At 66.9% G+C, this 21,006-nt stretch carries 18 protein-coding genes and 2 pseudogenes; 12 read left to right on the top strand and 8 right to left on the bottom strand.

What is annotated here, in order from left to right:
• Positions 1 to 146 precede the first annotated feature (146 nt).
• Positions 147 to 1,094, top strand: coding sequence for an AraC family transcriptional regulator (locus GGR89_RS20600; RefSeq protein WP_125972377.1), 948 nt, complete (start codon positions 147 to 149; stop codon positions 1,092 to 1,094).
• A gap of 74 nt (positions 1,095 to 1,168) precedes the next feature.
• Positions 1,169 to 2,071: a helix-turn-helix domain-containing protein gene (locus tag GGR89_RS22845; protein ID WP_125972375.1), complete on the top strand. Its 903-nt coding sequence runs from the start codon at positions 1,169 to 1,171 to the stop codon at positions 2,069 to 2,071.
• Positions 2,072 to 2,094: 23 nt separating this feature from the next.
• Here GGR89_RS22845 and GGR89_RS20590 read toward each other — a convergent pair whose 3' ends face one another.
• The gene (locus GGR89_RS20590; protein ID WP_125972373.1) at positions 2,095 to 2,379 is read right to left on the bottom strand and encodes a hypothetical protein; all 285 of its coding nucleotides are present in this window, start codon (positions 2,377 to 2,379) and stop codon (positions 2,095 to 2,097) included.
• A 232-nt stretch (positions 2,380 to 2,611) separates the two neighbouring features.
• On the opposite strand from GGR89_RS20590, the gene poxB reads away from it, so the two are divergent.
• The 6 genes from poxB to GGR89_RS20560 all read left to right on the top strand — a co-directional run bounded on the left by poxB (position 2,612) and on the right by GGR89_RS20560 (position 10,437).
• On the top strand, positions 2,612 to 4,336 hold the full coding sequence (poxB, locus tag GGR89_RS20585) for a ubiquinone-dependent pyruvate dehydrogenase (protein ID WP_125972371.1): 1,725 nt from the start codon (positions 2,612 to 2,614) through the stop codon (positions 4,334 to 4,336).
• 142 nt (positions 4,337 to 4,478) lie between these two features.
• Entirely contained in the window at positions 4,479 to 5,783 is a 1,305-nt protein-coding gene (locus GGR89_RS20580) for a cytochrome c (protein WP_125972369.1), read from the top strand.
• On the top strand, positions 5,780 to 6,256 hold the full coding sequence (locus GGR89_RS20575; RefSeq protein WP_125972367.1) for a (2Fe-2S)-binding protein: 477 nt from the start codon (positions 5,780 to 5,782) through the stop codon (positions 6,254 to 6,256). Before GGR89_RS20580 ends, GGR89_RS20575 begins: the two co-directional genes overlap by 4 nt.
• Positions 6,253 to 8,490, top strand: coding sequence for a xanthine dehydrogenase family protein molybdopterin-binding subunit (locus GGR89_RS20570; protein WP_125972365.1), 2,238 nt, complete (start codon positions 6,253 to 6,255; stop codon positions 8,488 to 8,490). Before GGR89_RS20575 ends, GGR89_RS20570 begins: the two co-directional genes overlap by 4 nt.
• Before the next feature lie 115 nt (positions 8,491 to 8,605).
• Positions 8,606 to 9,286: a DsbA family oxidoreductase gene (locus tag GGR89_RS20565; protein ID WP_125972363.1), complete on the top strand. Its 681-nt coding sequence runs from the start codon at positions 8,606 to 8,608 to the stop codon at positions 9,284 to 9,286.
• The gene (locus tag GGR89_RS20560; RefSeq protein WP_125972361.1) at positions 9,283 to 10,437 is read left to right on the top strand and encodes an FAD binding domain-containing protein; all 1,155 of its coding nucleotides are present in this window, start codon (positions 9,283 to 9,285) and stop codon (positions 10,435 to 10,437) included. Before GGR89_RS20565 ends, GGR89_RS20560 begins: the two co-directional genes overlap by 4 nt.
• Before the next feature lie 66 nt (positions 10,438 to 10,503).
• On the opposite strand, the gene GGR89_RS20555 is transcribed toward GGR89_RS20560, so the two are convergent.
• Entirely contained in the window at positions 10,504 to 11,190 is a 687-nt protein-coding gene (locus GGR89_RS20555) for an FABP family protein (RefSeq protein ID WP_342449854.1), read from the bottom strand.
• A 207-nt stretch (positions 11,191 to 11,397) separates the two neighbouring features.
• Here GGR89_RS20555 and GGR89_RS20550 point away from each other — a divergent pair, with 207 nt between their 5' ends.
• Entirely contained in the window at positions 11,398 to 12,054 is a 657-nt protein-coding gene (locus GGR89_RS20550; RefSeq protein ID WP_125972359.1) for a sensor histidine kinase, read from the top strand.
• 649 nt (positions 12,055 to 12,703) lie between these two features.
• Here the strand turns inward: GGR89_RS20550 and GGR89_RS20545 are convergent.
• Positions 12,704 to 13,060 carry a hypothetical protein gene (locus GGR89_RS20545; protein WP_125972357.1) on the bottom strand — a complete coding sequence of 119 codons (357 nt, stop codon included), beginning with the start codon at positions 13,058 to 13,060 and terminating at the stop codon, positions 12,704 to 12,706.
• 197 nt (positions 13,061 to 13,257) lie between these two features.
• Here GGR89_RS20545 and GGR89_RS20540 point away from each other — a divergent pair, with 197 nt between their 5' ends.
• Positions 13,258 to 16,287: a sensor histidine kinase gene (locus tag GGR89_RS20540; protein WP_164521819.1), complete on the top strand. Its 3,030-nt coding sequence runs from the start codon at positions 13,258 to 13,260 to the stop codon at positions 16,285 to 16,287.
• A 98-nt stretch (positions 16,288 to 16,385) separates the two neighbouring features.
• On the opposite strand, the gene GGR89_RS20535 is transcribed toward GGR89_RS20540, so the two are convergent.
• The 5 genes and pseudogenes from GGR89_RS20535 to GGR89_RS20520 form a co-directional block, all read right to left on the bottom strand.
• Positions 16,386 to 16,883, bottom strand: coding sequence for a hypothetical protein (locus GGR89_RS20535; RefSeq protein WP_126002006.1), 498 nt, complete (start codon positions 16,881 to 16,883; stop codon positions 16,386 to 16,388).
• Between the two features lie 14 nt (positions 16,884 to 16,897).
• The gene (locus tag GGR89_RS20530; protein ID WP_164521820.1) at positions 16,898 to 17,242 is read right to left on the bottom strand and encodes a lysozyme inhibitor LprI family protein; all 345 of its coding nucleotides are present in this window, start codon (positions 17,240 to 17,242) and stop codon (positions 16,898 to 16,900) included.
• Between the two features lie 160 nt (positions 17,243 to 17,402).
• Positions 17,403 to 17,534 carry a hypothetical protein gene (locus GGR89_RS22735; protein WP_277600085.1) on the bottom strand — a complete coding sequence of 44 codons (132 nt, stop codon included), beginning with the start codon at positions 17,532 to 17,534 and terminating at the stop codon, positions 17,403 to 17,405.
• 150 nt (positions 17,535 to 17,684) lie between these two features.
• Positions 17,685 to 18,831, bottom strand: a pseudogene (locus GGR89_RS20525) (N-acetyltransferase).
• A gap of 100 nt (positions 18,832 to 18,931) precedes the next feature.
• Positions 18,932 to 19,513, bottom strand: coding sequence for an FMN-dependent NADH-azoreductase (locus tag GGR89_RS20520; RefSeq protein WP_125972349.1), 582 nt, complete (start codon positions 19,511 to 19,513; stop codon positions 18,932 to 18,934).
• A 95-nt stretch (positions 19,514 to 19,608) separates the two neighbouring features.
• Between GGR89_RS20520 and GGR89_RS22730 the strand changes: the two genes are divergently transcribed.
• Positions 19,609 to 19,983: a winged helix-turn-helix transcriptional regulator gene (locus GGR89_RS22730; RefSeq protein ID WP_125972347.1), complete on the top strand. Its 375-nt coding sequence runs from the start codon at positions 19,609 to 19,611 to the stop codon at positions 19,981 to 19,983.
• 287 nt (positions 19,984 to 20,270) lie between these two features.
• Positions 20,271 to 21,006: pseudogene (locus GGR89_RS22840) on the top strand (response regulator transcription factor); the annotation flags it as partial.

Raw genomic sequence — 21,006 nt, 5'->3', positions numbered from 1 at the left:
GGATCGCAGGACCGTTTTCCTGTATGCACGGTAGAGCGTGCGCCGGCTTTGGCTTGACTGAAATTGCCGTGCTTTTGATCGATGGTGCGGTTCCACCGCAGGCGAACGGCAATTTGGGGTTCCTCGCGCTCCCAGGAGTAGATGACGTGACGTCCTTGCAGACCTTCGGGGGCCAGAAATTCCCGGTCGCAGCGCTGCTCGCCAGTTCGGCCGGCAGAAGCTGGTCGGGCATCCAGGCCGAACTGCGGGCGCATCCGCAGGGCGAGATACTGCCGGTCGAGCCCCGCCACATGGAAATCACCATCGCGCTCGACACGATGCCCGGCTATGTGCAGCGGCGCGCCGGCGCGCTGTGCCAGCGCACCCCGGTGCATAGGGGAACCATCTGGTTCTGCCCGATCGGGTTCAAGGAAGACGATATCCTCCTGTCGGCCTCGCTTTCCAGGATCCTGCACCTGTTCATCGGCGCCGAAATGTTCATCGCGCTGGATGGCCTGCGCTCCGAAAACGGCGCCGCACGCGATATTCCGTACCTGGCCGACATCGACGACGAACTCGTTCGACAACTCGCGCTGCGGGTACTGCAGGAGCTGGAGCACGAGACCGCCGCCGGCAAGCTGCTGGTCGAGCAGATCGCCACGGCCCTGCTCACGCACGTGCATTGCTCCTACGCCGGGCATCCGGTTGCGGCGCTGTCGCGGACGTCGGCACGCGGACGCCTCGACAGCAAACGGCTCGCCCGCGTCATGGACTTCATGGAGAGCCATCTCGAACAGGCGCTCAGCCTGACCGACCTGGCAGAGGTTGCGTGCCTCAGCCCCTTTCACTTCGCCCGCGCCTTCAAGGAAACCATCGGGGTGCCGCCGCACCGGTATCTCAGCGAGCGGCGGCTGGCACATGCGCGCACCCTGCTGGACGACCCCTCGCGGTCGATCGCCGACGTCGCGCTGGCCTGCTGCTTCAGTTCGCAGGCGAGCTTTACCCGGGCCTTCCAGCGCAGCACCGGCATGACACCCGGCGCGTACCGGGCCGCGACCGCATCGGCCAGCCTCCAGGTGCCGGCCCGCACCGCCGGAAACAGCAATATCCGTTAAAGCTTCGGCAAAAGCTGTAATGCAGGCCGCCGCCCCGCCTGCTATCCTGTCGGCTCGCAGCCAAGGACAAGACGGTGACCGATGCCTACCAGAACCGGTCGCAACGCTTTTTGCGCGCGCCGGCGATCTCCACGCTCGATCTTGGCGTCGGCGTTCACCGCATTTCAGCGACACGGGCGTGGTCCGGCACGGAAAACAACGGCTTCACCTTGCCGCATGCCCAGGAAGAAGCCTTCATGCTGTCGTTGCAGCTGGTGGACTATAGCGGCGACATCCTGCTGAAGGATCGCAAGCTGTCGTTCCGGCAGCAACGGGCGAACGAGCTCCAGCTCTACGACTATCGCCGACCCTGGTCGGCCAATCTCCGCTCGGCCTATGATTGCGTCAACTTTCACGTTCCCCTGGAAGCGCTCAACAGCGCGCTGCAGACGAGCGAAAAGCGCCGGGTGCAGACGCTGCGCTACCAGGCCGGCGAGCCGATGTCAGACCCTGTGTTCGCCGCGCTCGTGCGCGCGATCCTGCCGTCGCTTCTCCGGCCGGAGGAAGCGAACCTGCTCTTCCTGTCGCATGTGAGCCTGGCGCTCGCGACGCATGTTGCCGATCGCTACGCAGAGCTCGCGCTTCCGCGCGCCACCATCCGGAGCCGGCTCGCGCCGTGGCAGGAGCGCCGGGCAAAGGAAATGATCGACGCCAACATCGGTGGCGGCCTTTCCCAGCAGGCGCTGGCGGATGCCTGCGGGCTGTCCGCCGGCTATTTCGCGCGTGCGTTTCGCGAGACGGTGGGCATGCCCCCGCACAAATGGCTGCTCGTTCGCCGGGTGGAGCACGCCAAGCATCTGCTGCATCGGTCGGACATCGGCCTGGCGGAAATCGCCACTGCCTGCGGCTTTGCCGACCAGAGCCACTTCACCCGCGTGTTCTGCCGGCTGGAAGGCGCCACGCCCGGCGTCTGGCGCAGGCAGCATCGCTACGGTTGATCCCGGCGCGGGCAGAAGGCGCGTCAGCCGGGACGGTGCCGTCGCAACCGCTCGGTCAGACGGGCACAGCCCTGTTTCAGCGTGTCAAACGCAGCCCTCACCTCTCGCAGCGCTTCGGGATCCTGTCTGCCGGACCAGTTCTCATAGGCCTGGAGGGCAACGTGAATGGCCGTCGCATCCTCGAGCAACCCGTGCCGGCCCGGCGCGTCTGCGGCGTCCTGGGGAGCGAGAAATGGCGCAACCTGCGCGGCTGCAACCGGCTGGTCGGGCGAGGCCTTCCGGTGGACAAGGGATGTGCGGCACTTCATTCAACAGCCCTCCTTTCTCTTGTCGACCTTCTGTTCCGTCCGAGAGCGCGTGTCCTGAAAGTTCCGGTCGTTTTCGAAAGATTCCGACGCATTCCCTGTACGAACACAGGTGGCTGCCGCCGCGCCTCCCCCATCCGGCTGGCTGACTGGATGGCGCCGCTCATACCTAAAGATGGCTTCTCCAGAAGCAGACTTTGCCAAAATTGACAGGCGGATTTCGGGAGCCCCTATCATGACCGGCAAAGTAGCAGATCTAGTAACGGACATTCTCGCCAGCGCAGGAGTAGAGCGAGTCTACGGCGTGGTCGGCGACAGCCTGAACGGCATCACCGATTCGATGCGGGCGCGGGGTGATCTCGAATGGGTGCATGTCCGGCATGAGGAAGTCGCGGCATTCGCCGCCGGCGCCGAAGCCGCACTGACCGGCAGGCTCGCGGTGTGTGCCGGCTCGTGCGGACCGGGCAATCTGCACCTGATCAACGGCCTATTCGACTGCCATCGCACGCGCGTGCCGGTGCTGGCGATCGCGGCCCAGATCCCCTCCCCGGAAGTCGGTCGCGGCTATTTCCAGGAAACCAAGCCGGAGGCGCTGTTCCGCGATTGCAGCCACTTCTGCGAGACCGTCGCGCATCCCTCGCAGCTGCCGGGCGTGATGGAAGCGGCGATCCGCGCGGCGCTGGGCCACCGCGGCGTCGCGGTGATCGTCATCCCCGGCGACGTCGCCCTGCAGCCCTATGAAGCCCCCATCTCGGCGCCGCGCGCGCTCGCCATCCGCCAGCCCCGGATCCTGCCCGACACGGACGAAATCGCTGCGCTCGCCGATCTGCTCAACGCCAGCGAGAAGATCACGCTGTTTTGCGGGCGAGGCTGCGCCGGCGCGCACGATGCGGTGATGGCGCTGGCCGAACGGCTCAAGGCGCCGATCGTCCATGCGCTCGGCGGCAAGGAACATGTCGAATGGGACAATCCCTATGACGTGGGCATGACCGGCCTGATCGGCTTCGCGTCCGGCTATCATGCGATGGAATCCTGCGACACGCTGCTCATGCTGGGCACCGATTTCCCCTACCGCCAATTCTACCCGAAGGCGCAGATCGCGCAGATCGACGTGCGCCCGGAGAATCTGGGCCGTCGCGTCCCGCTCGACTGCGCGGTGGTAGGGGATGTCCGCCATTCGATTGCGGCGCTTCTGCCCAAGCTGCTCGACGACCGGGACGGCAGCCACCTCGAGGCGAGCGTGGCGCACTATCGAAAGGCGCGGGCCGACCTCGACAAGCTGGCCGACGCGGATTCCGGCCGCCGGCCCATCCATCCGCAGCAACTCGCGGAACGGCTGAGTGCGCGGGCAAGCGAAGATGCGGTGTTCACCTTCGACGTCGGCACCTGCACCGTGTGGGCGGCACGCTATCTGAAGATGAACGGCAAGCGCCGCATGATCGGCTCGCTGGCGCACGGCTCGATGGCGAACGCGCTGCCGCAGGCGATCGGCGCACAGGCATCGCATCCCGGCCGCCAGGTGATCAGCATGTCCGGCGATGGCGGCCTGTCGATGCTGATGGGGGACCTACTCACGCTCGTCCAGGAGCAACTACCGGTCAAGGTGGCCGTCTTCAACAACGGCACCCTCGGCTTCGTCGCACTCGAAATGAAGGCCTCCGGCTTCCTGGAGGCAGGCGTCGACCTGCAGAATCCCGATTTCGCGGCCGTTGCCCGGGCCATCGGAATGCACGCCTTTCGTGTCGAGGATCCGGCAGATCTCGACGCGGCCGTCGCCGAAATCCTCGCGCATCCCGGACCGGCGCTGCTCGACGTGGTAACCAACACGCAGGAACTTGCGATGCCGCCGACGATCCAGGCCGCGCAGGCGAAGGGCTTCAGTCTCTGGGCGCTGAAGGCCGTGCTCAACGGCGACGTCAGCGAGGTCATCGACCTTGCCCGCACCAACCTGCTTCGGTGAGGCCGGGCCGCCGCCCTAGCGCAACGCTGCGTGTCGACCGCAGAACTTGGGGTTCCGATCGTTCAAATCGACACGCAATCGCGCAAGGCGGCACGCGCCGCGTGCGGCATACCATCGGGGACGCTTTCCGGGGATCACGTTCATGGTAACCCTTCGCCGTACCGCACGCAGCAAATGGTGGTGGGTGACGGCACTGCTGCTGCTCGGACTGGCCGGCGCGCTGATCGCGCTGGCGCTCAGCTGGCGGCCGGCGATCGCACCGATCGCGCCGCCCTCCCCTGGCAGCTTTGCGCCAGCGCAGGTGGTGCGCGGCGCGATGCTCGTCAAGCTCGGCGACTGCGCCGTCTGCCACACGCGCGACGGCGGCCGCCCGCTTGCCGGCGGCCGACCGCTGGCGACGCCGTTCGGCACGCTGTACTCCGACAACCTCACGCCCGATCCGGAAACCGGCATCGGCACCTGGTCGGCCGCGGCCTTCCGCCGGGCGATGAAGGCGGGTGTCAGCCGCTCCGGCGCGCATCTCTATCCCGCGCTGCCCTATGAGCATTTCACCCATGTCCGCGATGCGGACCTCGACGCGATCTACGCCTTCCTGATGACGCGCCGCCCGGTGCGCGAAGCGGCGCCGGCCAACCGGCTGATCTTCCCGCTCGGGTTCCGCCCACTGCTCGCCGGCTGGAAGCTGCTGTTCCTCCACCCCGGCGAAACGCCGGTGGACCCGAGCCGGTCGGCCGAGTGGAACCGCGGCGCCTATCTCGTCGAGGGGCTCGGCCATTGCGGCGGCTGCCACACGCCGCGCAACCTGGCCGGTGGCGAGATCCGTTCGCAGGCCTATGCCGGCGGCATCGCCGAGGGCTGGCGCGCGCCGGCGCTCAACGCCGCCAATCCCGCCGCGCGGAAATGGACTAAGGAGGCGCTGGTCACCTATCTGCGCACCGGCATCTCGCCCGATCACAGCGCGGCTGCAGGGCCGATGGGGCCGGTGGTCGACAGCCTTTCGCAGGTGCCCGAGGCCGAGGTGCGCGCGATCGCCGCCTATATCGTCTCGAAGATGGGCGGCAGCCCCTCGGCCCCGGTCGCGCCGCTGCCCGACCATGCCGACGCGGCCGCCCGCCGCTTCCCGGAAGGCGCGGTGCTGTTCGGCGGTGCCTGTGCCGGCTGCCACGGGCCGGGCGCGCCGATGATGGGCCAGGGACGGCCGCTGCTGTCGCTGGCGACCGTGCTCCGCGACTCCGATCCGACCAGCGCCGCCCAGGCGGTGCTGCAGGGGATCGCACCGCCGGTCGCCGGACGCGGCCCCAAGATGCCCGGTTTCGCCGACGCGCTGACCGACCAGCAGATCGCCGCGGTGCTCGGCTATCTCCGCGCCCGCTACACCGACCGGCCCGACTGGAAGAAATTGCCCGCCACCGTCGCCAAGGCCCGCAAGGAAGGCGCCCAGCCATGACCCTCTCGATCACCGTGAACGGCAAGCGCCACCAGGTGGACGCCAGCCCCGAAACCCCGCTGCTCTACGTGCTGCGCGACGATCTCGGCCTCAACGGCGCCAAATATGGCTGCGGGCTCGGCCAGTGCGGCGCCTGCACCGTCCAGCTCGACGGCAAGGCGATCTTCTCCTGTATCACCCCGGTGTCCGCAGTCGGAGACCGCCCGGTGCGCACCGTCGAGGGTCTGGGCACCGTCGATCGGATGAGCCCGCTCCAGCAGGCGTTTCGCGACGAGCAGGCCGCACAGTGCGGCTATTGCATCGCCGGCATGATCATGCGCGCGCAGGCGCTGCTCGACGCCGATCCGCGCCCGGACGAAGCCAAGATCCGCGCGCACATGCAGACCAATCTCTGCCGCTGCGGCACCCATATGCGCATCCTGCGCGCGATCCGCCGCGTCGCCGGCCTGCCCAGCGACGGAGCCGCGGCATGAACCTCGATCGGCGCCAGCTGCTGGCGGGCGGCGGCCTGCTCGTCGCATTCAGCATGGCGGGGCACGGCCTCGCCCAGCTCGCCGGCGGCGGCGAGGGCGGCGCCGCGCCCAGGCCGGTGCGGCCCGACCTGCCCGGCAGCCTGAAGAGCAACCCGGTGCTCGACAGCTGGGTGCACATCGCCCCCGACGGCAGGATCACCGTCTTCTCGGGCAAGGCCGAGCTCGGCCAGGGCATCCGCACCGCGTTGCTCCAGGTGGCGGCAGAGGAACTCGACGTGCCGCCCGGCGCGATCGACCTGGTCACCGCCGACACCGCCCGCACCCCCGACGAGGGACTTACCGCCGGCAGCCATTCGATGCAGGATGGCGGCACCGCGATCGCCAATGCCTGCGCCAATGTCCGGATGCTGCTCACCCGGACCGCAGCGAAGCGCTGGCGGGCCGCTGCCGACATGCTCACCACGAACGGCAAGGCGCAGGTGACCGCGCCCGATGGCCGCAGCCTGGGCTATGGCGCACTGGCAGCGGACCTGTCGCTGCACGTCGAGGCGATCCCGAACGCGCCGCGCCGCGATCCGCGCCACTATCGCACGCTGGGACACGACCTGCCGCGCGTCGACATCCCCGCCAAGCTCACCGGCGGCGCGGCCTATGTGCAGGACCTGCGGCTGCCCGGCATGCTCCACGCGCGCGTCGTGCGCGGGCCGAGCTACGGCACCCGTCTCGCCAAGCCGCAGCTCGACCGGGCACGCAAGATGCCCGGCGTGGTGGCAGTGATCGAGAATGGCCGCTTCACCGCGGTCGTCGCCGAGAAGGAATGGCAGGCGATCCAGGCGATGCGCGTGGCGCAGGACAGCGACTATGTTCGCGACCTGCCGCTGCTCCCCGTGGCGGAGGGCCCGCACCGGCTGCAGAAGCTGCCCACCCGCGAGATCCAGGTGCTCGACACGCACGACGGCGCGAAGCCCGTGTGGAAGACGGTGCGCGGCAGCTACAGCCGCCCCTGGTACAGCCATGGCTCGATCGGCCCCTCCTGCGCGGTGGCGCTGGCCAAGGATGGCGGGCTGACGCTCTGGTCGCACAGCCAGGGCGTGTTCGACATGCACCGCGCCGTCGCCGAGCTGGTCGGCCTTCCGCCCGAGAAGGTCCGCTGCATCCACACCCCCTCGGCCGGCTGCTACGGCCAGAACGGCGCCGACGACGTCACCGCCGAGGCCGGGCTTATCGCGATGGCGCTGCCCGGCCGCCCGATCCGGCTGCAATGGATGCGCGAACAGGAATTCGGCTGGGAGCCGTGCGGCTGCGGCATGGTCACCCGCGTCGAGGCGGCGATCGGCCCGGACAAGCGGATCGCGCACTGGACCTACGAAGTGTGGAGCAATTCGCACAACAACCGCCCCGTCGGCGCCGGCGGCTATGCGGTGGCGCAGGAGATCAGCCCCGGCTTCCCCGCGCCGCCCCCCAAGCCGATCCCGATGCCCGAGGGTGACGGCGACCGGAACGCCAACCCGCTCTACGTCTTCCCCAACATGGACGTGCGCTATCATTTCGTGCCGGAGATGCCGCTGCGCGTCTCGGCGCTGCGCTCGCTCGGCGCGCATCTCAACGTCTTCACGATCGAGAGCGTGCTCGACGAACTGGCGCTGGCCGGCGGCGTCGACCCGCTCGCCTTCCGCCTCGCCCATATGCAGGATGCGCGCGCCCGCGCGGTGATGATCGAGGCGACCAATCGTTTCGGCTGGGCGAAGCGCCCACGCGGCGACGGCCGGCGCGGCTGCGGCATGGCCTTTGCCCGCTACAAGAATATCGGCGCCTATTGCGCGATCGCGATGGAGATCGAGGTCGAGCGCGAGACCGGCGCGATCACCGTGCACCGGGTGCAGGCGGCGGTCGATGCCGGCCAGCCCGCCTCGCCCGACGGCATCCGCAACCAGGTGGAAGGCGGCATCCTCCAGTCGCTGAGCTGGGCGACGCGCGAGGCGGTGACCTATGACGCCACCCGCCGCACCAGCTTCGACTGGGGCAGCTATCCGATCCTGCGTTTCGAGGAGGTGCCGGGATCGGTCGCCGTGCACGTCATGGATCGTCCCGGCGATCCGTTCCTCGGCGCCGGCGAGACGGCACAGGGCCCCACCTCCGCCGCGCTGGCCAATGCGATCGCCGACGCGACCGGCGCGCGGCTGCGCGACATGCCGCTCACGCCGGAGGTGGTGAAGGCAGCGATCGGCGTTTGAGGGCATGCGCTTCGTTCCGGGGCGCGCCCCCGCATCGGCCGAAACCTAGGTATGATTCTTGGCCGGATACCGGCGCCCTACTTTCAGCACGGACTTTTCAGACGAGGAACGAGACATGGGCATCGAGGCGCACACCCGCACCATCACCGTGGTTTCCGACACGATCTGCCCCTGGTGCTTCATCGGCAAGCGGAAGCTGGAAGCGGCGCTGCACATCGTGGCCGAGCGGGGCCACGCCATCGACGTCGCGTGGCGCCCCTATCAACTCAACCCCGACACGCCGGACAAAGGCATGGACCGCAGGGAATATCGTGCCGCGAAGTTCGGCAGCACCGCCATCAGCGACGAGATGGATGCGCACGTGCAAGCAGCAGGTGCAGAATTCGGCATCGACTTCCGCTTCGACCGCATCACCCGCACGCCCAACACGCTGGCGTCCCATGTCTTGATCGCCGATGCCCGACGCGCCGGAGGAACGCGTCTGCAGTCGCAGGTCGTCGAGTTGCTGTTTCAGGCCTATTTCGTCGAGGGTTGGGACATCGGCCGCAGCGAGATACTGCAAGAGATCGCATGTGCCGCCGGCTTCGTGCATGGACCGTCGGTCGGCGCCGACCTGTGGGAGCTGGTGGAGCAGGAGGCGATCAACGCCCGGCGCTCCGGGGTGAGCGCCGTGCCGACCTTCCTGCTCGACGACCACCTCCTCTTCGCCGGCGCGCAGCCGGTTCAGACGATCGCGCTTGGTCTGCTGCGCGCAACGGAAAACCGTGATTCCTCCCAGATGGCTGCAGCACAATGATGGACGCCTCCCACGCTGCCGAGAGGCCGCTCCGGGTCGTCGTTTCGGGCGGCTCCATCGCGGGGCTTGGAACGGGCCTCGCGCTGCATCGCGCGGGCATCGACGTGCATGTCTTCGAGCAGGACGGTGGCGCCATGCGCTCGGCCGGCGCCGGGCTGGTGGTCCAGCCGGAGCTCGCCGCCTTGTTCCGCCCCGCCGACGGCGCGACCCTGCCGACGACGCGCTGTCGCGGCCGCCAGACCCTCGGCTTCGACGGCGAATTCGGCCCGTTGCAGCGCATGCCGCAGCAGTTCACCTCGTGGACCGCGGTGCATGCCACGTTGCTGCAGATCTTTCCGGGAGAGCGCTATCACCGAGGCGCGACCGTCGAGCGCTTCACGCGCAACGAACACGCATTGCAGGTCGATATCGGCGGGGTTGGCGCCGTTACCGCCGACCTCCTCGTCGCCGCAGACGGCGCGCAGTCCCCGCTGCGCCGCACGCTTCTGCCGGAGGTGCAGCCACACTATGCCGGCTATGTCGCGTGGCGGGGCACGGTGCCCGAGCGCGACATGCCGCAGGACATCCTCGACGCGTTCGACGATGTCTTCACCTTCGCCGACGCCCGATCCGGCGGGCATGCCCTCGCCTATTTCATCCCGGGCGAGAATCTGGAGACCGCGCCGGGCGCGCGGCAGATGAACTGGGTATGGTATGTCGATGCGAACGCGGCCGCGCGAGACGACCTGCTCGTCACCCGCGATGGCGTTCAGCGTCGCGCATCCTTGCGTCGCGGCATGGCGCGCCAGAGCGTCGTCGCGAACCTGAAAGCGCGCGCGGTTGCCGAATTGCATCCGATGTTCGCGCGGCTCATCGCGCAGACCGCCGAGCCGTTCCTGCAGACGATCGTGGATTTCGCTGCACCGCGGACCGTTTTCGGGCGGACCGTGCTGGTCGGCGATGCGGCCTTCATCGTACGCCCGCATACCGCAGGCGGTGCCGCCAAGGCGGCGCGAGACGCCCAACTGCTTGCCGAGGCGCTGCGAGCGCCCCGATCCGAGATCGACCGGAGCCTGGACCGTTTCCAACGCGAGCAACTGCACTACGGCCAAAGCCTGCTTGCGTATGGCGTGCAGCTCGGGCGGCGCTGGGCGAGGCTTGGGCCCGACTAGGGCATCGCGTCGCCCAGGATCTGCCACGCGCCAGCTGCCGGCGGTCGTTCACCGAGAAAGAACCGCTCACGCCGCCGGTTGGTTGCCGTCGCTGCGCTTCTGCAGAATGTCCAGCCATGGGTTCGGCCGCGCCGGGCCGATTCGGTGCAGCGTATTGCGATCCTGATGCTGGAACGGCAGTTGCTGGCCTTCGACCATGAGCTCCGTGTCCGTGATATAGCTCCACGAACCGTCCGCATGGAAGCGGATGGTGATACGGTAGCTGTCCGTCCGGAATGCCTGGTCGAGAAACATCGTCGAGCAGATTCCGTTTTCGGTCGCGCCGCGAACGGAAGCCACCACGATCTCGTCCGCGTCGGCCGCGGCCGAGCCGGATGCGAGCGCCACCTGCCCCCGCGGGATTGCCAGCGTCTGCAGCACCAGGCCCGTGGCCGGCTCCCACAGCCAATATCCCACCTGGTCGTGGAAGGTGATGTCCTCTTCCTCCGTGGTGATATGGACGTGGTAGCGGAGACCATAGAAGAGCTGCGGGCCGTTGGCCTGGGGATCGATCGCCTGGAAAACGATGGTCTCGATGAACGCCCGGCGCTCTGGCCCGGCCGCCTTCGGCGCGACATCGGCGCCCTTCCGCGCACGCCACCGCCCGGCCAGCCGACGCAACGGGCCCAGGTTGGCTAGGGTGTCCGGATCGACGTCCGCAGGCTCGGTGAAAACATCCCTCGGCGCTGGCGTCATGGCGGCGATCCTCAACATCAAGCGTGCACCTCATCGCGCACACCCCCTGTCATCCCTGAAGGTGCCGACGAGTGCACCTATACATTCGTATCGCCGTCGTTGCCGATCCACAGCGAAAGACGAGGATCACGGCTTCGGAATAGCCGATTTGCACTTCAGTATTATAGCGGCGACCCCAAGAAAAAGGGCAATCAAGGCAACGGACATTAGTAACGGGAGCTTCAAATGGACGCAGGGATCAACGCCCAGGCCAAGGCCTGGCAGCGCGCAAGGATCTTACCCCCATTGCGAGTTCCAACGGCGGTGGACGAGGCGAACCACAGGATCGCGAACAATTTGCAGGTATTGTTGAACCTCGTTGCGGCCGAAGCGCGCGAGACGGAGGACGCCGCGGGCCGGGCCGCGCTGGAGCGGACGATGAACCGGCTCGGCGCGATCGCGGCCGTGCATCGCCACCTCCACGTGGCCGACACCGGCAATAGCATCGATCTCGGCACCTATTTGCACGAGCTTTGCGCGCATCTGCAGGAGAGCCTGCCGCATCATCGAACGCTCCTGGTCTCCTTGGACCGCGTGGAGGTATCCGCCGAAACCGCGGCGTCGCTTGGCATGCTCGCGGTCGAACTCATCATCAATGCCTGCAAGCATGCCTATCCGGCCGATTGTCCCGGCGCGGTGGGGCTTTCGCTTTCCGCGGTTGCGGGCCAGGCCCGGCTGACCGTGGAAGACAAGGGCTGCGGTCGACCGCGCCTGGCGGGGCAACCCGGGCTTGGCTCGCTTCTGATCGACGCCACGGTGAAGCGGCTCAATGCGATCGCGGTCTGGGAGCAGGCAAGCCCCGGCACCCGATTCAACCTGTACCTGAACCTCCACCCGCACTGAGCGATCGGCCGGCCTTCGCCGGATCCCCGCCGTCTGGCAGCCGGCGCTGTGCGGCGGACACGACAATCCGTGCGGCGATCCTCGCGGCGCCGGACAGAAGATATCACGCGCCCGAGTACGCAGTGTTTCCGTCCGCCGATATCGACCAGCCGCCCCCCAGCGCCTTGTATAGATCCACGATGCTCGTCGCCTGTGTCAGCCTCGCCCGCGGCGACGCCCATGTCGCCATGGTGGACGCCCGCGCGGCGCTGGCGAGTGCGTCTTCGACATCGCCAAAGGCGTGATGGATCGCGCGCAGCTAGGTCGCGGCAAGTTCGTGGTAGCGGCCATTGGCATCCTGAAGCTGCCCCGGCACCGACTATACGCGTCGTCGACCACTGCCCCTCCAGTGTCGAAAACTTCCCCATAAATTGGGAGGTCAGGGATTTTTACTTATGTATTCCGATATGATCGCGCTCAGCGCTGCAATAACCGACATCCGCACTGCATGACGAGAACGTTATGGTCGGCGACAACCGATCTAAATCTGGCACCGACCGATTTCCTCGGCAGAGCCCGCGCCAGCCCCTCTCAGCGACGCCGATCTCGTTCATTTCGCCCGCCGAAGTTCGCCGGATGCCGGTGTCGCGTGCACCCTGCATGAAAGTCGTCAACGCGGGCCGCGCCCGAGCACGATCGTCCGCCGCCCGAAAATGATCGCATCGGAGGAGTAGGCACCCGATCCCATCAGCAGGATTGCCAGCATCGCAAACGAATGCGCGGCGGCCCCGATCGGAACTACGCTAGTGACCAGGCATGAGAGCAACAGTGCCAAGCAGCCGATTGCCATCATCCTGGTCCAGAGCCCGATGAGGAGACCGATCGCCAGCAGCATCACCCCCCAAGGGCGCGCAGCCGCGGGCGTCAGCATCGGCGTAGCGAGTATCGACATCGCAACCGAGAGGCGCAGCAGCAGGAGTCCGGTGCCAATCCGACCGTCCGGATAGGTTGGGAGAATGCTTGGCATGCCCCTAGCAATACTGTTGTCGAGGGCTGCCCGGCAGCGCGAAATGGGCTATCGTCCACTGGGTCTTTAGGGGAATGGCCGTGGGGCGCGATCGGGTTAGCCCGATCCTCGCAAGGCGAGATCGGGTGAGGCATGCGATGCGGCGTGGCGCGCGGCAATGTATGGAGACAGCATTTGGAGCGATGGTAGCCTCGCGCTTGTGCTTTCTGCTGGGCATCTTGGTTGCAGGCTTCGCGCATGGTCCGGCCTACGCCCTCGACCCGGCCCGCGACCTGAACCAATATAAGCACACGCGCTGGACGATCACCGAGGGGGCGCCGCAGGGCATTTATGGGCTCGTCCAGGGGCCTGACGGCTATCTGTGGATCGGTGGCTCGGAAGGAGTGTACCGCTTCGATGGCGTCACCTTCGAACCCATCCCGCTGGGCGTTCCGCGCGCCGAGAGCTGGCGCGTCACGGCGATGCTCGCGGCGCAGGACGGTACCATCTGGGTCGGATACGATAATGGTGCGCTGGCGACGTATCGCGGCGGCGCTTTGCAATTGGACAGATCGGTCCCAAAGACGGTGGCGTTCACGATGCGCCTTGCGCAGACGAGCGACGGCGCGATCTGGCTTGCCGCCGGCTTGCAGCGCCGAGGGCTTCTGCGCCGAGCAGGCGGGCGCTGGCAGGAAATCGGCACCGACTGGGGATTGCCCGACGACTGGATAAGCGACGTCACCGCGACGCGGGACGGATCGCTCTGGGTGACGACCAGCAAGGCGATCCTGCTTCTCAGAAAGGGCGCGCGCCGCTTCGAGAAGGTCGAAACGCCTGTCGGCTTGGCTGCGGTGAGCGACGATGCAGCGGGGCACATCTGGTTCTCGGACCGACGCGGAACCCGCAGGCGTTCGGCATCGCTCGCTCCCGGCGGCCCCGCTGTGGCGACGCCTGCGGCGCAAAACGCATTCGACACCCGCTTCGATCGCGACGGCAACCTATGGGGAATTACCGGCGCCGGTCTGTTCCGTATGCGCGCGCCGGGCGCTTGGCGCGACCGCCCGGTTTCGGAGCGGGTCGACACATTCACGGCGAAGGATGGGCTGACCTCGGACGTCGCCAATGTCTTTCTCGAGGACCGGGAAGGCAATATCTGGATCGGCACGAGTTTGGGGCTTGATCGGTTTCGTGCTGCGAATGTCGTGGTAACGCCGTCGATAGGAACCAAGGGCGTTTGGGGGTACGTCCTGCTGGGTGCGCGAAACGGCACCGTCTATGTCGGCGCCAACGATGGCGTGTTCCAGATTCCGCCCGGCGGGCGGCCGACACGCATTCCGGGCGCTGGCGGAGAAACGCACGATCTGTGCGAAGCGCACGACGGAAGCATCTGGGCGATCCAGACGGGAAAGGCGCTGCGCATCCGGCCGGGCAGCATTGCACGACGCGACGTCCCTTTGGGCCGCGACCGACAATATTGTGCCGTGGACAATGCCGATAACCTGCTGATCGGCAGCCCGGGTATCCCGGGGGAGTTGCACAGCCTTCGCTCGGGCCGATGGCACCGGCGCTCCTTCGCGACATTGGCCGCAACCCCGCAATACCTCATCATCAGGGCGCAGCAGCCATCCCTTGCGTTGCTTGGATCCGGCGCGCTCGTAGGGCTGGACCGCCTGGGAAGGAATCCGGCTCCCATCCTCGGCGATCGTCTGACCGACGTCAGCACGGTCTATGTGGGCGCGGGGGACGTCCTGTTCGGGCGGCAATCCGGAATCAGCAGACTGCGCGGAGGGCGCCTGCAGACTATCGGCACCACTCGTTTCCCCTGGCTGGTCGGTCCGTCCGGGTTCGTCGAGACGCCCACCGGCCAGACCTGGCTGATCGCCCGGGCCGGAATCATCCGATTGTCGTCCCGGGCGCTGGACCAGGCGTTCGCCGATCCCGCGGCGCCGCTGGAAGCGATGATCCTCGACATGGAGGATGGTCTTCCCAATGTTCAGTTTCGCGATGGCGACCGGAACGCCGTGCGCGGCGGCGACGGTCGGCTGTGGTTCACGACCACGGGTGGCGTCGTGTCGGTCGATCCGGCCCGGCTGGTGCGCAACGCGGTGCCGCCGCCGGTTTCCATCCGCGCGATGACGGTGGCGGGACTGCGCTATCGCAACCCTTCCAGCATGACCCTCGCCCCGGGAACGTCGCAGTTGGCCATTCAATATGCGGGCCTCAGTCTATCGATACCAGGCCGGGTTCGCTTTCGATATCGCCTCGAAGGCATCGACAATGACTGGATCGACGCCGCGACGCGACGCGACGCCTATTACACCAATCTGGGGCCCGGCACCTATCGCTTCCGGGTGACCGCGGCCAACAATGACGGGGTGTGGAACCGCGATGGCGCGACGCTCGAATTCACCATTCCCCCCACCTTCGTGCAGTCGATCTGGTTCAAGCTGCTGGTCGGGCTCGGGGTGATCGGCATCCTCGCCGCTTCGTATCTGTGGCGGCTCCGGCAACTTACTGCGCGGCTGCAACATCGCTTCGATATCCGCATTGCCGAGCGCGAACGGATCGCGCGCGAGCTGCATGATACGTTGCTGCAAGGGTTCCAGGGGCTTATGCTGCAGATAAAAGCGGGGGTGAACCGGCTGCCCGACGCTGCAGCGCGAAAGCCGCTGGACGAGGCGCTGAAGCAGGCGCAGGCCGTGCTCATCGAGGGTCGAGATCGCGTACAGGAGCTTCGGACGCGGGATCGTGCTGGTGATCTGGCACAAGCGCTGATCGATAGCGCGTCCACGGCCGCAAGCAGGACCGGACCGGACGTGCAGGTGACGACCGAAGGCGAACCTCGCGCGTTGCGCCCGCTGGTTCTGGAGGAAGTGCATCGGATCGGCGAGGAGGCCATCCGCAATGCCCAAGCGCACGCAAATGCAGCGTCGATTGCCGTCTTGCTGATTTGGGGGCGGCAGAGCTTGCGGCTGTCGGTTTGCGACGACGGCGTAGGAATACCGGCAGACATCCTCGCGCATGGTGAGCGGCCAGGCCATTTCGGCCTGCGCGGCATGCGTGAGCGCGCCGAGCGCATCGGGGGCCGGCTTGTGGTCATCAGCAGAGGCGGCGGCGGCAGATCGGGCGGCGGCACCGAAGTAGGGCTCGTCGTGCCGGCACGCGCGGCGTACCGTGCGCAGCCGGGCAGTCGTCTAATACGCCTTCGCACCATGCTGCGCGGCATGTGGCCGGGCCGACGCCGGTGAGTTCTTCGCCGACGCCTATCCTGGTGAGGATCGAGAAGCGGAGCAAGTCTGGCCGGTTACGTGCACGGCGATCGGCGCCGCCAATGGCGCCCGCCGCCCTAGCGGGTCGCGCGCAGGCCGGCAGGCAGTTCGCGGATCGGGCAATACCGATATGCCGTCCTTCCCTCAGACCGTATTGTGAAGTGGAGGGCATCGGGAATGTCGATCGTCTGCTGCGCGACAACGCGCTTCGCGGGCCCGGCACCGGCATCGATGCAGGACTGGCTTACCGTGTAGAGACTGCCATATCCGCTGCGCCGTTTGGACAGGATCCGGGCGATGCAGGCGCGGCTATGCGCCGAGCTGATGCCCTTGCCGTCGTAGCGCCTGATCGCGGCTTTCGGCGGATTGCCGCACGATACGCCCTGCGCGACGAATATGCCGGGCTTCAACGTGTATACGCCGCCCGGCGGGGGCGAGTGATCCGGATCGGCGGCCGTAGGGGTGGCAACCAGCGCAGCAACCGTCAGGAGCGCGAAGGAAGCAAGGACGTGGCGAACATTTGTTTGGGACATGGCACCCTCTTCAACACGACAGGGATTCTGCGGTCTTTCCATCGGACCCGCTAGCTTCAACGCGGACAGGCGAGATCGCCCTCTTGGCACGCCGCGATCCTCCTAAGCTGCTGGGTGCGCTGCCGGCTGAGCGCCTTCAGACACGTTGCCTGGACCAACGGGTAAGCGGAGCCGCCCTGCGCGCCCGAGGTCTCGAACTTGCACTGCGAGTCGCGAAACGCGATCCAGCTTCGCTGGGCATCGCGCAGCAGCAGGCGGGAGGCGGGCGACAACCGCGCGCTTGCAGCCTTGTATTGGGCATTCAATGCCTGATCGGCAGCGTGCGCCTCACGCGCTGCCGAAGCGTTCGTCGCGGACTGCGTCTGGGCCGCCAGCGGGGCGGCAGCCAGCCCAAATGCCATGGCCAAGAAGAGACTGCGAAGACCGTATGCGCGCATACCTTCAGATACTCCTTGTGATTCCTCGCGGCGTCGAACGGGGCATCAACGCACCACCATTGTGAATCGATCAGCGCGTACACCCGGGCATACGGCCTCGGCCGAGCCGACGCGGGGGGCGCCATCACGCCGTCGCAGCCCCGTGCGCGGCACCTTCGACCATTGCCGAGCGCAACACGGTGGCCGTGTCGAGCCCGGGCGCCATCGTCAGAAGCGCTGCGGTGATCACATAGGTTATGAAGAGATCGACGGTCACCGCTGGTTCGCATCCTTGAAGGGCTTCGCCGAAGCGCATGCACGCCATGTCGTCGATCTTCGTTTCCCGGCCGCTTCATGCGCGCCGAAACAGGTTTCGAACGTAGCGTCAGTGCCGCGGCGTCGCTTCCCGGTGGCCCGACGCAAGCGTCTACAGGCTGTCCCCGTAGATCTGGTATATCTTGTTGATCCGGCTGTCGATCGTGGTGGCGATCGCTTTCATCCCCTGATTGTCCTCGAGGATCCACCCGATCTCGCCGCGCGACGCGCCATAGTTGGCGACCGACGCTTGGCGGATCTGCTCGATCATCATGAAGGCAGCTGGCTGGCGAGACGGGAGGATTGCAATTCCTTGCGCACGCCCATCAGCGGCACGCGCATCGTGGTCACGCGCGGCTTGCGCAGCCACAGCAGCAGCTTGGCCCAGCCGAAGGGCAGAAGATTGCCGTTGAGCGGCCGGATCGCCTCGTTGAGATCGGGCAGCGTGATCATGAACGCCACCGGCCGCCCATCCAGCTCGGCGATGCGGATCAGGTCATTGAACACGATCGGCTTGAGCTTCACGCCGACATCCTCGATCTCGGGCGGGGTGAGCGGGGCGCCCCTCAATTGTCCGACCAGGCATCGTTCAGGATTTCGAGGATAATCGCGGCTTCCTCGTCGAAGCGGCGCTTGTCGACCTTGCGGACGACGATGCGCTTGTTGTTCTCCCCCGCGTGGATGCGCTGGACGATCGGCGGGAAGGTGCGCGTGATGTCGAGTTCATAGGTGCGCAATTGCTTGACGGGCTCGTACCCGGCGGCCTCGATCCATGCCCGAAATTTCGGGCCATGGTGCCCCATCATCACCGTGGGGGCCTGATCGAACCCTTCGATGAGCAGCCCCGGCTCCTCCCAGATCGACATGATGGTCGGGCCGAGCGCGCGCGTCATGCCCTGGTCTCGCAACCAGGATTCGGCGCGGTCGAGCAGGGCGAGGAAAACTTCCTCCTCCTCCGCATCCATCAGGCCCCATTGGCCGACACCCGGCCCGAAACCCAAGGCCGCCGGCATGTCGAGCGCCAGCGTGTCGATATGCGCGGAGATGCGCCCGACGACGCGGCCATCCCGATATGCCAGGAACAATTGCGCCTTGGCATGCGAGAACCAGCCGATCTTCTCGGGCGTGATCAGCCCAAGCGCCTCCCCCTTGAGCGGAGGGACCCAGTAAGGATCCTCCGCGTACAGGCGAAATGGTAGCGCCAAGAACGCTTTTCGCTCGCGTTTATTTGTCACCGGCGTGATGGTTATCTTCGTCATGTGGGCGTGACTAGCCGCGCAAGCGACGCGGATCGAGCAAGGTACGCCGGTGAATTGCCATTCCGTTTCGGCCGTAGCTCGATTTACGGCATGCACGGAATCACGCTTCGGCCGGCTCCTTTGCCGCTGCCACATGCTCCACCGCAGCCAGCGCCGCGTCGATCGCGGCACGCCGCGGCGCGTCGCCCATCGCGACCCCCTCGGCAACGACGATCTGCGGTCGATCGATTCCGATAAAGCCCAGCATGGCGCGAAGATGCGTCTCGGCGTGCTCCATGGGGGCGGCCGGCCCTTCCGAATAGAGGCCCCCGCGCGACAGCACGACCACCGCCTTCTTTGCGGCGGCGAGGCCTTCGACACCGCCGGCACCGTAGCGGAAGGTCTTGCCGGCAACCAGGATGTGGTCGAACCAGCTCTTCAACTGGCTGGGGATGCCGAAATTGTACATCGGGGCGCCGAGCACGAGGACGTCGGCGGCCAGGAATTCCGCGAGAACGGCCTCCGCCGCATCGGTGCCGAAACGGGACAAGGTGATGTGCGGAAGCGGCGCCGCGGCGAGGTCGCGGTAGTCGACGGCGATCCCGCCGATCTGCTGCCGATAGCGCTCGACCACGGCGGCGGAAAGCAACCGCGTGACCGACGTATCGCCCTGGATCGACGAGTCGAGATGAAGAAGCTGCATCGCTGACTATCCTGCTGTTGGTGGAATGCAGCATGCCTACGGGCGGGTTGACCCTCGGCCAAGAACGCATATTTTCCTGACATGGTCACACCCATATGACTTCGCTGGACCCCGGATCGCACCGCTGCATCGAGCTTTCGCAGCATCTGCGATGGATCGGTGATCGCTGGACCTTGCCGATCGTGGTGACGCTGCAGACCGGCGCAATGCGCTTCAACGCGCTGCGACGCGCGGTGCCCGGCATTTCGCAACAGATGCTGACCCGCACCCTGCGCGCGCTGGAACGGGACGGCCTGGTGTGCCGCGAGGTCTATCCCACCACGCCGCCCAAGGTCGAATACCGGCTGACCCAGATGGGCGCCTCGCTCGCCGCGCAGGGCCGCGAACTGGGCGGGTGGGTGGAAAGCCATCTCGAAAGCCTCACCGCGAGCCGCGCCGCGTTCGACGCGAAGGTAGAGGAAGAAGGCTGAATGGCGTCGCGACCGGCGGCAGCGGGTCGCGTCGGTCGGCGATGCCGACACGGATCTCCTCGCGCGCGCGGTGCGAATAGGGGGAGATCTGGTCCGCCTCCTCCGCCAGCTTGGTAGCCAAGGCCGGTTCCAGCCCGGGCAGGCTGACCGACAATTCTATTCCATGGATACCGGCATGTTCGGCCGGCGAGGGATCATCCTCCAGGGACGTCCGGGCTGACGCCCCGCCCCACCCGAACGACGGATGTAACACTAGCCCTAGTTAGGGTGCCGCCGTCCGTTGCCGCATGGGAAAGTGCCGGCAGATCGAAGCGGAGGCGATGAAGGGGCGAGCGATGCATGTGATCGACCGCACCGGGCTCGAGATGCAATCCCCGTCCTGGCCGAAGGTTGGTAAAGACGACAAAGGCCGACATGCGCCGTTCGGCGGCGCACTGGCGCCTTTGGATTCGTCGGATGACCTCGATGGCCGATGCACCACCCCCGTTGTCGTCGTCGACGACCGGATGGTTCGGCACGTGATCGTATCGCTTCTGGAAACCGTCGACATGGACGTACTCGCCTTTGGCTCCGGCAGGGAGATGCTGCGGGCCGATCTGCCCGATCGCCCCGGCTGCTTCGTTCTCGACGTCCGCATGCCCGGCCTTAGCGGCCTCGACGTGCAACAGATCCTCCTCTCGAAGGGAAACTGACGGCCGATCGTGTTCCTGACCGGCCATGGCGACATTGCGATGAGCGTGCAGGCGCTGAAGCTGGGCGCCGTCGACTTCCTCACCAAGCCCTTTCGCCACCAGGCGCTCCTCGATGCGATCGCCCGCGCAACCGAGCAGGACCGCAATCGCCGCGCGGCAGACGGCATCGCCAATCGCCGTGCCGCGTTGCTGGCAACCCTGACGCCGCGCGAACACCAGGTCCTGCGTGCGGTGGTGAACCGACGACGCTCGTTCGCGAGCTCGCGCATCCGCTCGCGGACAGCATCGTCCTTCCCGCGAAGCGGCTCATATTGCCACGCCGACCGATTGA

Source organism: Sphingomonas trueperi, assembly GCF_011927635.1.
GTDB lineage: Bacteria > Pseudomonadota > Alphaproteobacteria > Sphingomonadales > Sphingomonadaceae > Sphingomonas > Sphingomonas trueperi.
This window is presented reverse-complemented; position numbering and strand designations above follow the sequence as displayed.